Here is a 14,184-nt window from a genome sequence, read left to right as displayed (position 1 = left end):
TCAGGCTCCCTTCGCCAGGATCTCGCCGTCCCCGGACCCGGGGCGCGCGGTGCCGTCCCCGGACCCGGGGCGCGCGGCGAGCAGCAGCTCGGTGATGAACCCCGCGATGGCGGCCACCGTCGGCTGCTGCCAGAGCAGCGTGGTGGGCAGGTCGTGACCGAAACGCCGTTGCAGCCGTCGCCGGACGACCACCGTCATGACCGAGTCCATGCCCTGCTCGACGAGGGGCCGCCGGCGGTCGAGTTCGCCGGCCGACAACCGCATCTCGCCGGCGATCAGCCGGTCGGCCTCGTCGGCGACGACCCGGTGCAGCTCGTCCGGCGGGAGGCCGTCGAGATCGCCGGTCCCGGGGCCGGCGGCGTCGGCCGGGCCGTCGCCGGCCGGGCCCTCGACGCCGGTCAGGGCCGCGAGCAGCGGTGGTCGCGGTTCGTCCCCGGACGTCGGGCTGACCACCGTGTACGCGCCGGGGCCGTGGCCGAACGCGTGCCCGACCGCCTCGAACAGCAGGCCCGGATCCACCGCGCCGGTGCCCGGCAGGTCGCCGGCCGGCCAGCCGATGCTCCAGGTCCCCCGGCAGCCGCTCGCCACCCGGTGCGCGGTGAGCGAGTCGACGTACGGGGCGACGGCCGCCCTCGCGTCGCCGGGTTCGGGCGACACCCGGGCCTCCAGCGGCACCGTGAAGAGCAGGAAGTCCAGGGCCTGCGGCGGGTGGGCGGCGTGCAGGGAGTCGATCACCGCGAGGGAGGCCCGCAGGTCCGGGGCGGGGGTGTCCGACGCCGCGTACACCACGCCGCGTACCGGGGGCAGGTCCCACACCTCGGGTACGAGGCTGCCGGTGCGTGCCCAGGCCGCCGCGTCGACCGGGGCGGTGAAGACCGCGACACCGCGCCCTTCCAGGGTCCGCACGGCGGCGATCTCCGCGCGGCGGTCCCCGGTGGAGTCCCACTGCGCGCGGGGAGGCAGCGCCTGCTCGTCGAGCAGGACCAGGCGACCGGCGCCGAGCCCGGCCAGCCAGTGCGCGGCGGCGATCCCGGCCGGGGTGAAGGCCCCGACGACGGCGTACGTGCCGTCGGCGCGCACCGGGGGTGGCGCGCCGGTGCCGTCGAGGTCCACCCGGGTGAGTCGCGGCACCGCCGGCCCGTCCGCGTCAAGCGCGACCACGTCCTCGTCCGCCGCCCCGTCCAGCGCCGCCAGGAACGCCTCCGCCGCCGACCCGTCCCACGTCGGGCCGAGATCGACGGCGGCCACCCGCAGCCCGGGACGGCCGGCCCGCAGGGTGCGGACCAGGCCCCACAGGGGAGCCTGCCGGATGTGCGCGGAGTGGCTGCTGTCCCGGACGCCGGAGGTGAGGCACCAGAGCCGGGGACGGCGCTCCTGCGGCAGCCGGCAGACGGCCTCGGCCACGGCGTCGAGTTCCCGCTGTGCGAGCCCGGTGGCCACGCTCACCGGGCGGACGTGGTCGACCAGGCTCACCAGCACCTCGGCCGTCCCGTCGAGGAGGGGGGCGAGGGCGTCGACCCCCGTGGCGTCGGTCGCCGTGTGACACGTGACGCCCGCGGCGGAGAGCCCGCCGGCCAGCCCGGCCAGCCCGGAGCCGACCAGGACGACGGTCCGGGTCGGGGGGCGCGCGGCGGGGGCGTCCGGTGACCGCCAGGTGGTCGTGTGCACCGCCCGCCGCGCATCGGTCGCCGGTGCCGTCTCGCCGATCTCGGCGTAGCGCAGGCCGTCGACCCGGGCGACGCGCCGGCCGGCCGGGTCGGTCACGACCGCGTGGGTGACACCGAGGCGCTCGTCCGCGAGCACCACGGTGACCGTCACCGTCTCCGGTGCGTCGCCGTCGACCGCGATCAGGTCGGTGTCCACGGCCATCCGCAGCAGCGGTGCTCCGGGGAACACCGCCGGGGCGATGGACATGACCGCGTCGAAGGCGACCGCCCAGCTTCCGACGCCGGTACGGCCGTGCGGCGCCTTCACCTCCGCGACGAGCACCCCGGCACCGCGCCGCAGCCGCTGCACGGTCCACTCGAAGCCGGTGGCCGGAACGCCGACGGCCGCCAGCCGTTCACGGACCAGCCCCGGATCGGCGAACCCGGTGTCGTCGCCGACGCCCGGGGCGATCGGGCCACCGTCGAGGTCGACGTCGGTCGCGATCTCGGCCTGGGCGTTGAGCAGCCAGGTGTCCCCGGCCGGCGACCGCGACGCGAGCCGCAGCGCGCCGCCGTCGCGGACCACCTGGATCTCCCGGTGATCGTTGGTGATCAGGGGCTGGCGCATCACCAGGCCGGCGAGGTGCGCGGGCCGTCCCCCGGCGTCGGCCCCGGCCGCCATGAAGGTACCCACCAGCACCGAGGCGGGGACGATCTCCACACCGTTGAGCGCGTGGCTGCCCGGGTACGGCCGGTTGTCGTCGTCGAGCCCGGTGCGCCACACCACCGTCGGGCTGCCCGCGATGGTCTGCCTGGTGCCCAGCAGGGTGTAGCTTCCGACGTCGTGGCCACGCTGCCGGGTCTGCGTTCCGTCGCTGGTCTCGCGCCACAGCCGCCGACGCTGCCAGGCGGTGGTGGGCAGGTCGGTCAGGAAGCCGCCGGGTTGCAGACCCGACCAGTCGACGCCGACGCCGGCGCAGTGCGCCGCCGCCACCGCCGCGAGCCAGGTCCGCGCCTCCGGCCGGTTGCGGCGCAGCGAGATGCCGGTGAACGCCTCGTCCATGCCCTGCTCGGCCAGCGTCTCGCCCACCGAGTGGGCGATCAGCGGATGCGCGGACACCTCGAGGAAGGCGTCGAAGCCGTCCTCGGCGGCGGCGCCGACGGCGGCCGCGAGCCGCACCGGCTGACGCAGGTTGGTCGCCCAGTAGGGGCCGTCGCTGGACGGGACGGCGCGCGGGTCGGGCAGCGCCGTGGAGTACATCGGTATCGTCGGCCGGCCGGGGCGCAGCCCGGCGCACAGCTGCGTCAGCTCCTCCAGGAGGGGATCCATGTGCGGGCTGTGGAACGCGATGCGGGCCGAGACCCGGCGGGCCTCGATGCCCTCGGACGGCCAGCTGTCGAGCACCTCCTGCACCGCGGGCAGGTCGCCGGCGAGCACTGTCGACACCGGCGACGCGGCGATCGCCGGTGACAGGTCGGCCCGCCCGGCGAGCCGCTGCGCGGCCTGGTCGAACGGCAGCGAGACCATCACCATGTCGCCCCGGCCCTCGGCCCGGGTGAGCAGCCGCGAGCGCCAGCAGGACACCCGGGCGCCCTCCTCGACGCTCAGCAGGCCACAGGTCACGGCGGCGGCGACCTCGCCCATCGAGTGGCCGATGACGGCGTCCGGGGTGACGCCCCGGCTGCGCCACAGGGCCGCCAGGCCCACCTGCATCGCGAAGATCATCGGCTGGATGCGGTCGACCGTCTCGAAGGTGCCGCTGCGGATCAGCTCCCGGGCGGTGAATCCGCTCTCGGCGGCGAACACCGGGTCGAGGACGTCGACGACCCTGGCGAACTCGGGCTCGGTCGCCAGCAGCTCCCGGCCCATGCCGCTCCAGTGCGAGCCGTGCCCCGAGAAGACCCAGACGAGCCGCCGCCGCGGGGTCGGCCCCGGCCGGACCACGCCGGTGACCACACCGTCGGCCGGACGGTCCGCGGCCAGCAGGCGCAGGCCGGTGACCAGTTCCGCACGGTCACCGGCGACGATGCCCGCCCGGTGTGACTGGTGCGTACGGTGGCGGGCCAACGTGCGGCCGACCGCGCGCAGCGGCACGTCGGTGCGGCTGGCCACGTGGTCGGCCAGCTCGGCGGCGGCCTGCCGCAGCGCCGCGCCGCCGGCCGCCGACAGCGGGTAGAGCCGTACCTCGTCGTCGTCGCGCGGGTCCGGCTCGACGACGGTCTCCGGTGCCTGCTCCATGACGAGGTGCGCGACCGTGCCGCCGTAGCCGAAGCCGGAGACACCGGCGCGGCGCGGGTGCGGCCGGCGCGGCCACCGCTCGGCCGACTCCGCGAGACGCAGCCCCGAGTCCGCCCACGGGATCTCCGGGTTGGGTCCGGTGGGCAGCAGGGTGGCCGGCACCACCGCGTGTCGCAGGGCCAGCGTGGTCTTGATGACGCTGGCCACGCCCGCGGCGCCCTCCAGGTGGCCGATGTTGGACTTCACCGAGCCGACCAGGCAGGGCTCGTCGTCGGTCCGGCCCGCGCCGAAGACGGCGCTGACCGCGCTCGCCTCCATCGGGTCGCCGAGGCGGGTGCCGGTGCCGTGCGCCTCGACGTAGTCGACGGTGGCCGGGTCGATGCCGGCCTGCGCGCAGGCGCGGACCATCACGTGCTCCTGCGCCGCGCCGCACGGGGCCATGATGCCGTTGGTGTGGCCGTCCTGGTTCACGGCGCTGCCCCGGACGACGGCGAGCACCCGGTCGCCGTCGCGCTCGGCGTCGGCGAGCAGCTTGAGGACGACGACGCCGCATCCTTCGCCGCGGCCGTATCCGTCCGCGCTCGCGTCGAACGGCTTCGAGCGGCCGTCGGGCGCGAGAGCGCCGGCCGCACCGAGGGTCAGCGACTGTCCGGGGGAGGCGATCAGGTTGACGCCCGCCGCGATGGCCACGGTGCTCTCGGCCAGGCGCAGGCTCTGGCAGGCGAGGTGCACCGCCACGAGCGAGGCGGAGCAGGCCGTGTCCACCGCGATGCTCGGCCCCCGCAGGTCGAGGACGTGCGAGATCCGGTTGGCGGTTGCGCAGCTCGCCGCGCCGATGCCGGTCCAGGCCTCGATGCCGGGCAGGTCCTCCAGCAACCGGCTGCCGTAGTCTCCGCTGCACAGCCCGACGAAGACACCGGCGTCGGTGCCCGCCAGGGTGCGCGGCACGATCCCGGCGTGCTCCAGTGCCTCCCAGGTGACTTCGAGCAGGATCCGTTGCTGGGGGTCCATGAGTTCGGCCTCGCGGGGCGTGATGCCGAAGAACTCGGTGTCGAACTCCTCGATGCCGGTGATGAAGTTGCCGCGGGCGATGGCCCGCCGCATGGCGGAGGTGAACTCCGCGCCGTGGGCGGCGTACGGCGCCCACCGCTCCCACGGGACGTCGCCGACGGTGCTGCGCCGCCCGCCGAGCAGGTCCCAGAACTGTTCCGGTCCGTAGACGTCCCCGGGCAGGCGGCAGCCGACGCCGACGACGGCGACCGGGGCGGCCGGCCGGGGGTCGGTGGGCCCGGTCATCACGCACTCTCCGGCGTACGGAGGATCCTGACCACGGCGCAGGCCAGGTTGATGCCCGGCCCGGTGCCGAGCAGCAGCATGTGCTGGCCCGGGAGCAGCTGCCCGGTGTCCACCAGGTGCTTGAGCGACAGAATGTGGTCGCTGGCGCCACAGTGTCCGATGGTCCGGCCGTAGTCCCACGACGACCTGGCCATCGGCAGGCCGAGCGGCGCCATGCACCGCTGCTCCACCACCTCGCGGGAGTAGTTCATGAACGCGACCCGGTCGAGGTCGGCGAACGCGAGACCGCACTCGGCGACCGTGTCCGCCACCGTACTGATCATCAGTTCCTGTGCCCTGGCGAGCGCCGCCATCCCGGCGCCTCGGGCCACCACCTGCTGCTGGAAGCGGCCGGCGAAGCTGAGCGACCGGCCGACGGTGGCGGTCGGCGGGAAGAGCGGCTCGCCGCCCCGGTGCAGCTCCTCGGCCTCGGGCACGGTCACCGACGACACCGCGAGCAGCTGGGCGAAGCCGGGTTCCCTGGTGAGCACGAGGGCGGAGCCGGCGTCGCCGGCCACGGTGCCCGGGTTCATCCGCCAGCGGTCCATCATCGGGGTGCCGTAGTTGTCCGCCGCGACCAGCAGGGCGTGCCGGTGGCGGTCGTCCGCCCGCAGGTGGCTGACCGCGAGCATCATGGCGCTGAACATGCCGTTGCACCCCTGGCGGATCTCGACCGCGGGGACCTCTCCCCCGGTCAGGTGGCGCTGCAGATAGGCGTGCGGCAGCCACCCGTCCGGCCCCTGGTGCCAGGTGCTGGCATAGAGCATCAGGCTCAGCTCGGTCGCCGGGCGTCCGAACTGCTTGACCGCCTGCTGGGCGGCCCGCAGCGCCATCTCCGGCGCCGGCAGGTCGCCGGCGACCGCGGCACCCCCGAGCTGGTGGATCTCCACGTCCTCCGCCGGGTAGCGGCCGTCGTCGACCGCCTCCTGCACGGTCACCGTCGGCGGCAGGAAGGCGCCCATCCCACCGATGTAAACGTCTGGTGTGTGCACGGGCACGCCTCCTCGGGCAAATGCAATTCGACGGGAAGAAGCCGCTGTCAGGAAACGTACGAGCAGGGCCGATCGGCGCAACACCCCTAAGCTCGCGGACGACGCGCCTTCTAGGGGTGGCGACCGCCGCGAGGAGCGGGATAGGAATATGCGGTAAACACCGAAGCCGATCGGAAAGCGCGTCTGATGACCGAGGAAGAGAGCCGCTGGATTCGTCGATTCCATCAGTCCCCCGACGCGGAAATCCGGCTTTTCTGCCTACCGCACGCCGGCGGTTCGGCCAGCTATTTCTTCCCGATGTCGCGGAGCCTGACGCCGGCCGTGGAGGTGCTGCCGGTGCAGTACCCCGGCCGGCAGGACCGCCGGTTCGAGGCCTGCGTCGACGATCTGCACGAGCTGGCCGACCGGGTCTTCGCGGCGGTCCGCGGGCTGGCCGACCGGCCCGTCGCCTTCTTCGGCCACAGTATGGGCGCGGCGCTGGCGTTCGAGGTGTCGCTGCGGATGGAGGCGACGCTCGGGGTCAGCCCGCGGCACCTCATCGTCTCCGGTCGACGGGCCCCCTCGACGTCCCGCGTCGAACAGGTGCACCTGCGCGACGACGACGGCATCGTGGCGGAGTTGCGCACGCTGAGCGGGACCGCGGACGACATGCTCGGCGACCACGACATCCTGCGCATGATCCTGCCGGCCATCCGGGCCGACTACCGGGCGATCGAGACGTACCGGGGCCGGTCGGACGGTACCGTGCGCGCACCGATCACCGTGCTCACCGGCGACGCCGACCCCCGGGTGTCGCTCGGCGAGGCCCACCGGTGGCGCTCGCACACCACCGGCGCGGCGGAGGTGCTCGTCTTCCCGGGCGGGCACTTCTATCTCAACGACTGCCGCAACGACGTGAACGGTGTCGTCGCCCGCATCCTCGCCGATGCCTGACGTGTCCGCCGCGCGGGCGTCCCCGGCGGGATCCGGCATCCGGATTTCCCACACCGTACGTCTGCGGGGGCACGCCCCGGCGCGGTACGCCGGCCGTCCCGGGGGGTGGACGGCCGGCGTACCCGTATCGGGGACCGGGCCGGGGAAAGAAACGCAACGGGCCACCGAACCGGCTCCTACCGCAACGACGATACGGTATAGACTGACCCGCCCGCCCCCTAAAGAAGCCCTTACTTCGCGCGCCGGCACGTGGGCACGGAAATCGGCCACGACGATTTTCGTGGCCACCCCTAACTGCCGTACCCATTTAGGGGTTCCGATGTTTGCCACGGCCCGATGAATATGGGCGACATGACCAGACGGGCGCTGTGCACCGGCATTCGCGGCCGGGGACGCCCACACCTCGCCGCGGCGCTGCCCGCCGGTGGCCACGGCGGGTGGGATCCGCGGTGCCCGGGCTGACCCCACCGGGGTACCGGCTGCTTCCCACCTGGTCAGCCAGGTGTGACTGACCAGCGGCGGTCCACCCGGTCGACGCGGCCGGACGGCACGACCGGGCGGTGCACGCCGGGCGGTCGGCGGCCATGACATGAAGCCAGGACCGAGAAGCCACACGGGCCGAAAGGGTCAGCCGGATGAACTGTCAGATCTGCTCCAGCAGGAAACTCGTACACGTCGTGTCGCTCGGGCACCACGCTCTGCCGGACGTCTTCGTGACACCGGCCGAGGCGACCGAGCCGTTCACCGTCTACCCGCTGGATCTCTACGTCTGCGGACAGTGCTGGCTCGCCCAGATCGGCTACCAGGTCGATCCCGAACTCCTCTTCCGGGACTTCGTCTACACGACAGAGTCGAATCCCGCCTCGAAACCGCATTTCGGCAGGCTCACCACCTCGCTGGTCGAGCGTTTCCAGCTCGGGAACGAGGATCTGGCGGTCGATCTCGCGAGCAACGACGGCACCCTGCTCGAACAGTACGACGGGCGGGTCCGGATTCTCGGCGTGGACCCCTCCTCGGCCACCGCCGGGGCGATGGCGAAGGGGGTGCCCACCATCGTCGACTTCTTCACCGAGGCCACCGCCAAGCACATCCTCGCGACCTGGCAACCGGCCAGGGTGATCACCACGATGAACGCGTTCGCGCACATCAAGGAGCTGGACGCCTTCATGGGTGGCGTCGTGACGCTGCTGGCCGAGGACGGCGTCTTCGTGAGCGAGTCGCACCACCTCCAGAACGTCATCACCGGGATGCAGTACGACCTCATCCATCACGAGCACCTCCGGTTCTACTCCCTGCGCCCGTTGACGGTGCTGTTCGACCGCTACGGCCTGGAGATCTTCGATGTGGAGGAGACCACGACCCAGGGCGGCTCCCTCCTCGTCTACGCCGGCCGGACCGGCGTCCGCCCGGTCTCGCCGAACGTCGAGCGGTTGCTCGCGCAGGAGACCACCGCCGGTCTCTACTCGATCGACACCTACGTGGCCTGGGCGGCCCGGTTGGCGCAGTCGAAGCGGCGGCTGCTGTCCCTGCTGTACGACCTCAAGTCGCAGGGGGCGACGATCGCCGGGGTCGGGGCGTCCGCCAAGGGGAACACCATCCTCAACTACTGCGGCATCCGGCCGGACCTGCTCGACTACATCACCGACGGCTCCGAGCTGAAGCAGGGCAAACTCGCCCCCGGCTCGCTGATCCCGGTCACCGGCGACCAGGAGCTGCTCGACCGGCAGCCGGACTACGCGCTCGTCCTGACCGCGAACCTGAAGGACATCATCATCGGGAAACTGAGAGGAAAAGGGTACCGGGGCAGGTTCATCGTCGCCGGCGAAGTGCCTTCCACCGAGTAGACGGCGACAGGTCTGAAGGGATTATCATGAAGAGGGCTCTGATCACCGGGGTCGCCGGGCAGGACGGCAGTTACCTGTCGGAGTTCCTGCTCGCCCAGGGCTACGAGGTCTGGGGCATCGTCCGCCGCAACTCCGTGCCGGAACATCAGATCTCCCGGATCGGCTCGCTCGGTGACCTGCGTCTCGAGTACGGGGACCTGCTCGACAGCGCGTCGCTCGAACGCTGCATGCGACTGGCCGCGCCGGACGAGATCTACAACCTGGCGTCCCAGAGTCACGTCCGGATCAGCTTCGACATCCCGCAGTTCACCGTCCAGGCGAACGCCACCGGGCTGTTGAACCTGCTGGAGGTCTACCGGCGGGTCGCCCCGGAGGCGCGCTTCTACCAGGCGAGTTCGTCGGAGATGTTCGGCAACACGGTGGACCCGGACGGCTTCCAGCGCGAGACGACACCCATGAACCCGGTCAGCCCGTACGGATGCTCCAAGGTCTTCGGGTACCACGCGGTCCGCAACTACCGTAAGAGCTACGACCTCTTCGCCGTCAACGGCATCCTGTTCAATCACGAGAGCCCGCGCAGGGGGTCGAACTTCGTCACCAACAAGGTGGTGAAGACGGCCGTCCAGATCAGGCACAAGCTCGCCGACAAACTGGTGCTCGGCAATCTCGACTCGCACCGCGACTGGGGCCACTCCAAGGACTACGTGCGCGGCATGCACATGATCGTCAATCACGAGGTGCCCGGTGACTACGTGATCGCCACCGGGCACACGCACTCCATCCGGGAGCTCTGCGAGCACGTCTTCAGCAGACTCGGCATGGACTACCGGGACTACGTGGTGCAGGACGCCAAGTTCATGCGTCCCTCGGAACTCACCTATCTGCGGGGTGACTCCTCGCTCTTCCGATCGACGTTCGGGTGGGAGCCGGAGTACACCTTCGAGGCGTTGCTGGACGAGATGATCGAGCACTGGGAATCGGTCCTCGGCCGGCGGGACGGGTCGAGGACGGCCGGTCTGCTCCCGGTGCTGCCCCGGTAGAGCGCCCGGAAGGGCTGGCGCGGTCCACCCCGACCACGGCCACTGTCCACCCGCCGCAGCCGCTGTCCACCCGGCCTCGGCCGCTGTCCACCCGACCACAGCTATGGAAAGCCGGAGTGGGAGACGCCCGATGAACGTTCCGCCCGCCGAGATCCCCCCGCCCGCCGGCCCGCCCGGGCGGGCCGTCCGGGTACTCCTGGCGTCCCTGCCCAGCACCGGGCTGATCAGGCCGCTGCTGGAGATCGCGCAGGAGTTGAACGAGCGCGGTGCCGCCGAGCTGTGGTTCGCCTCCACCGAGGAGGGACGCGACGCCGTCGAGCGGATACCGGGGCCGGACAGGGTACGTTTCGTGTCGCTCGGCCACTACAAGGCCGCCCTGGATCCGAGCCGGTGGGACGACGCGACGCTCGCGTCGATGAGCTCCCCCTCGCGGCTGCGCAACCTCGCGGCCTTCCTCGACAGGAATGTCGACCACGAGTACACCGCGCAGCAGTACGACCGGGCCGTCGCGGAGTTCGCCCGGGTCCGCCCGGACGTGGCCGTCATCGACCTGTGCACCCCGTGGGCCATCGACGCGGCCGTCACCCTCGGCGTGCCGTACGTGCTGAGCGTGCCGGTGCCGATCAGCGGGGTGTACCTCGACCGGCTGCCGTGGAGTTTCCCCACGCCGTTCTCCGGGCTCCCGCTGCGGATGAGCCGCCGCCAGCGGCTCGCGAACGTGGGGTTCCGGTTGGGGGCGATGGCGACGTACGCCCGGCCGCGCAACCTGCTCCCCATGCTGGCCGCGACGCGTCGACGCAGAAGGGCCGGTATCGCCAACGCGGCGGCCGTGCCGTCGCGGTACGCGGACGCCGCCGCCGCCGTCCTCTCCTTCTCCGTGTTCGGGCTCGAGTACCGGTTCCCGGCGGCGCCCGACCACCTGCACATGGTGGGTACCCTGATGCCGCGCGCCACCACGGCGGGCTCCGGGGACGCCGGGATCGACGCCTGGATCGAGTCGTACCGCTCGGTGGTCTACGTCGGGTTCGGCACGGTCATGCGCCCGTCCCGTGAGCTGGTGGCCGCCGTCGCGGCGGCGTGCGCCCGGCTCGGCCCTGACGTCGGCGTGCTGTGGAAGGTGTCCCGGGCGGCCGGTTCGGCCTTCTCCGACGCGCTGCCCGACCCCCCGCCCGACAACCTGAGGGTGGTGGGCTGGGTGCCCTCGCAGCTGGGCCTGCTGGCGCACCCCCGGGTACGGGTGTTCTTCGGACACGGCGGGGGCAACGCGGTCAACGAGGGCCTGGTCTTCGGCAAACCGCAGCTGATCCTCCCCTTCTGGATGGACTGCCACGACCTGGCGGCGCGGGTGGTCGAGGCGGGGGTCGGCCTGTCCGTCCCCGGAGCCGACGTGGACCAGATCGTCGACGGGCTGCGCCGGCTGCTCCACGACGACGGGTTCCGCGACCGCGCGGAACGACTGGGTCGCCGCCTGAGCGAGGCCGGCGGCGTGGCCCGGGCGGCCGACGTGGTGCTGGCCTGCGCCCCGAGCCGTCAGGTGGCCGCGCCGCTGCGACCGTGAGCGTAACGTCGAGGCCCACCCCGTCGGCCGGGTGCCCGCTACAGGAACTCGCTGCGGTACGCCGGGGCCAGTTCCACCGCACGGCGACGGCGTTGCGCCAGCTCGTCCGGGGTCAGCGTCGGCGGTGGCGCGTCCCGGCCCGCCAGCACGTCGCCGATGCGCAGGAAGTACTCGTCCTGCCCGGCGGGGGTGCACATGCACAGCATCCGGGCCGGTGCGCCGGAGACGTTGCGGAAGTGGTGCGGCGCGTTGGCCGGTACGTTGATGGTGGACCCGGCCCGCACGGTGTGCCGTTCCCCCCGGAAGGTGAACTCGATCTCGCCGTCGAGGACGGTGAACATCTCCTCGAAGTCGTGCCGGTGCGGCGGCGGACCGCCCCCGTCGGGCACCCGCATGTCGATCAGGCAGTACCGGCCGCCGGTCTGCGCACCGGTGATCAGCATCCCGTAGGTGTTGCCCACCAGCGAGACGTACGTCGTACCGGGGTCGTCGGGGTCCGCCACGGTCAGCGAGCGGGACGGGTCGTCGGCGGGAAGGGTCATGGTCGGCTCCCTCGGTGCGTGGTCGGACGGGTCGGCGGGTGGTCAGGCGTCGGCCACCACGACGACGACCTTGCCGCTGGGCAGCGTGCCCCCGGCCGCGTCGGCGTGCAGCGCCGGCAGGTCGGCCAGCGGCACCCGCCGGGCGACCTCGACGCGCAGCTCGCCGGTGTTCACCCGGGCGGCCAGGTCGGCGAGCTGGTCGGCGTCGCTGCGGACGAACAGGTCGATACCGCGCACGCCGCGCTCCTCGTCGGCCGGGGCGGGCATCCAGACGGTGGTGTTGACCAGCGTCCCGCCGTCCCGGATCAGCGTCACCAGCGCGGCGAGCTGCTCCGGGGCGACCGGCGCGAGGTTGAGCACCAGGTCGACCGGCTCGGTCAGCGCCGCCGTCACGTCGGTGGCGGTGTGGTCGATCACCTCGTCGGCGCCGGCGGCGGCGACCCGGTCGGCGCTGCGCGGGCTGGCCGTGGCGATCACCCGGGCACCGGCCTCCTTCGCCAGTTGCACGGCGTAGCCGCCGACCGCTCCACCGGCCCCGTTGACCAGCACCCGCTGACCGGCGGTCAGCCGGCCGTGGTCGAACAACGCCTGCCACGCGGTCAGGCCCACCAGTGGGAGCGCCGCCGCGTCGGCCAGCGGGATGCTCCTGGGCGCCCCGGTCAGGATCTCCGCCGGTGCGGTCACGTACTCCGCAGCCGCTCCGGCGTCCGTCATCGGCAGGAACCCGATCACCCGGTCGCCGACCGCGACGTCGTCCACGCCGGCGCCGACCGCGTCGACCGTGCCGGCGACGTCGATGCCGGGGGTGTGCGGCAGCACGACCGGGATCGGACCCTGCATGAAACCGGCGCGGATGTTGGCGTCGACGCCGTTGAACGACGTCGCGGCGACGCGGATCCGGACCTGACCGGCACCGGGGACGGGCGTCTCGACGTCGTCGTGGCGCAGCACCTCGGGACCGCCGAACTCGTGGAATCGCACTGCCTTCATCGTCGAACCTGCTTCCGTGAGCGCCATCGGTGTGCCTCGTACCCGCAGCGGTCCCGACGCCGGGCCGGCCCCGGTGACACCGCCGCGGGTGTGCGGGCGTCCAGTCCGCTTTCCCAGCGTCGCCCGGAGGCGGCCACCGGACCCGCGGTCGCTGGAGACGTCACCCAATCTCGCAGGATCCGGCGTGCTCAGCCTGGGCCGGACTGGCCCACCCTGATGACCGCCGGTCCCCCGGTGACACCGACGATCTCCGCGAGCCGCGCCGCGTCGGCCGAGCCCGGCGTCGCGGTGAGCAGCAGGGCCGCCAGGTCGTCGCCCGGGATGGCGAGCAGGCTGCCGACCAGGGTGACGGGGTCTCCCTCCGGCTGGACGAAGGCTGCGCTGCTCTCGTAGGCCGTCACCGGCCGTGGCGTACGCCACAGGGTGTCGAACGGGCGGCTGCGGCTGCGCATCTCGTCCACCAGCGCGGCGAGCGACACGTCGCCGGGATAGCGCAGCAGCGTGCTCCGCAGGCGGGCGACGAGGACCGCCTCGTGCACGGTCGCCTCGGTCGCGGACTGTTGGAACGCGCGGCACGGGTCACAGAACGTCCGCCACGCGATGTTCCACTCCCACGGCCCGCCGGTGGGTTCCCAGTGCCCCAGCGCCAGGAACGCGCTGTTCACCGCGACCAGGTTCATCGCCGCGTCGGAGACGAACATCGGTGTGTCCGTGAACCGCTCCAGCAGGCCCAGGGCGCCCGGTCCGATCTCGTTCGGCACCTGGCCGGCCACCGCGGCGTACCCGGCCAGCGCGCAGAGCCGCTCGTACTCCGCCCGTCCGACGCGCAGCGCGCGGGCGATGGCGTTCACCACGCCGGCCGACGGATGGCTGCGCCCCTGCTCCAGCCGGCGTACGTAGTCGGCGGACATCCCCGCGAGTTCGCCGAGCTCCTCCCGCCGCAGCCCCCGCACCCGCCGCCGACCGACCGGCAGCCCGACGGCCGCCGGGGCCGTGCTCTCCCGCAACTGGCGCACCGCGGCACCGAACTCGTGACCTCCCACGACCCCAGTGTGCCCCGGGCGC

General features: G+C 72.9%; 9 protein-coding genes. 4 read left to right on the top strand and 5 right to left on the bottom strand.

Going from position 1 to position 14,184, the window contains the following annotated elements; all coding sequences use genetic code 11:
- Both O7625_RS18615 and O7625_RS18610 read right to left on the bottom strand, forming a co-directional pair.
- A complete protein-coding gene (locus tag O7625_RS18615) occupies nucleotides 1-5,181 on the bottom strand; it encodes a type I polyketide synthase (protein ID WP_282340195.1) in 5,181 nt (1,726 codons plus the stop codon).
- Nucleotides 5,181-6,212, bottom strand: coding sequence for a ketoacyl-ACP synthase III family protein (locus tag O7625_RS18610; RefSeq protein ID WP_282340194.1), 1,032 nt, complete (start codon nucleotides 6,210-6,212; stop codon nucleotides 5,181-5,183). Before O7625_RS18610 ends, O7625_RS18615 begins: the two co-directional genes overlap by 1 nt.
- Before the next feature lie 186 nt (nucleotides 6,213-6,398).
- Between O7625_RS18610 and O7625_RS18605 the strand changes: the two genes are divergently transcribed.
- The 4 genes from O7625_RS18605 to O7625_RS18590 all read left to right on the top strand — a co-directional run bounded on the left by O7625_RS18605 (nucleotide 6,399) and on the right by O7625_RS18590 (nucleotide 11,587).
- Nucleotides 6,399-7,145 carry an alpha/beta fold hydrolase gene (locus O7625_RS18605; RefSeq protein WP_282340193.1) on the top strand — a complete coding sequence of 249 codons (747 nt, stop codon included), beginning with the start codon at nucleotides 6,399-6,401 and terminating at the stop codon, nucleotides 7,143-7,145.
- Between the two features lie 635 nt (nucleotides 7,146-7,780).
- On the top strand, nucleotides 7,781-8,989 hold the full coding sequence (locus tag O7625_RS18600) for a class I SAM-dependent methyltransferase (RefSeq protein ID WP_282340192.1): 1,209 nt from the start codon (nucleotides 7,781-7,783) through the stop codon (nucleotides 8,987-8,989).
- 26 nt (nucleotides 8,990-9,015) lie between these two features.
- Complete coding sequence (locus tag O7625_RS18595) at nucleotides 9,016-10,029, top strand: GDP-mannose 4,6-dehydratase (RefSeq protein WP_067310548.1); 1,014 nt, start codon at nucleotides 9,016-9,018, stop codon at nucleotides 10,027-10,029.
- 130 nt (nucleotides 10,030-10,159) lie between these two features.
- Nucleotides 10,160-11,587, top strand: coding sequence for a glycosyltransferase (locus tag O7625_RS18590; RefSeq protein WP_282340191.1), 1,428 nt, complete (start codon nucleotides 10,160-10,162; stop codon nucleotides 11,585-11,587).
- A 38-nt stretch (nucleotides 11,588-11,625) separates the two neighbouring features.
- Here O7625_RS18590 and O7625_RS18585 read toward each other — a convergent pair whose 3' ends face one another.
- From O7625_RS18585 to O7625_RS18575, 3 genes are all read right to left on the bottom strand, one after another.
- A complete protein-coding gene (locus tag O7625_RS18585) occupies nucleotides 11,626-12,129 on the bottom strand; it encodes a cupin domain-containing protein (protein WP_282340190.1) in 504 nt (167 codons plus the stop codon).
- 42 nt (nucleotides 12,130-12,171) lie between these two features.
- Nucleotides 12,172-13,119, bottom strand: a complete 948-nt coding sequence (locus O7625_RS18580) for an NADP-dependent oxidoreductase (protein ID WP_282340189.1) — start codon at nucleotides 13,117-13,119, stop codon at nucleotides 12,172-12,174.
- A 188-nt stretch (nucleotides 13,120-13,307) separates the two neighbouring features.
- Entirely contained in the window at nucleotides 13,308-14,162 is an 855-nt protein-coding gene (locus tag O7625_RS18575) for a helix-turn-helix transcriptional regulator (protein ID WP_282340188.1), read from the bottom strand.
- Nucleotides 14,163-14,184 lie beyond the last annotated feature (22 nt).

It is taken from the genome of Micromonospora sp. WMMD714, from assembly GCF_029581315.1.
GTDB classification, from domain to species: domain Bacteria; phylum Actinomycetota; class Actinomycetes; order Mycobacteriales; family Micromonosporaceae; genus Micromonospora; species Micromonospora rifamycinica.
This window is presented reverse-complemented; position numbering and strand designations above follow the sequence as displayed.